We start from the raw sequence: 371 nt of genomic DNA, 5'->3' as shown, positions 1-371 counted from the left end.
CTCTCTGAGCGCGAATTGCAGACTTTACTGAAAATTGCCTCGGGCAAGCGCCTGTCAGATATCGCAGAAGAACTCATGCTGAGCCCCAAAACGGTAAGCGTGTACCGCGCACGGTTGCTGGAAAAGCTAGGGCTTACGAACAACGCAGAATTGACGGTCTACGCAATCCGCAACGAACTAGTCTAGCGCCACTAACGTCAGTGGCCTGAAAATACATCGACGGCATGGGACATCAGGGCCACGAAAGGCTGGTCCAGCATGGGCAACGTCATGGCGATACCCACAATCCCCACCACAAGCGTAATGGGGAATCCAACCGCGAAAATATTGATTTGAGGCGCTACCCGGGAAATGATCCCCAAGGCCAAGTT

General features: G+C 53.4%; 2 protein-coding genes. One reads left to right on the top strand and one right to left on the bottom strand.

The window, feature by feature from the left end; genetic code table 11:
• Positions 1–186: LuxR C-terminal-related transcriptional regulator (locus tag AC1D1Y_RS26875; RefSeq protein WP_477685020.1), on the top strand; the 186-nt coding region annotated here is incomplete at its 5' end.
• An 11-nt stretch (positions 187–197) separates the two neighbouring features.
• Here AC1D1Y_RS26875 and AC1D1Y_RS26870 read toward each other — a convergent pair.
• The coding region (locus AC1D1Y_RS26870) for a flagellar biosynthetic protein FliR (RefSeq protein ID WP_477685021.1) at positions 198–371 on the bottom strand (174 nt) is incomplete at its 5' end.

The organism is Polaromonas sp. P1_G1, from assembly GCF_056405595.1.
This window is presented reverse-complemented; position numbering and strand designations above follow the sequence as displayed.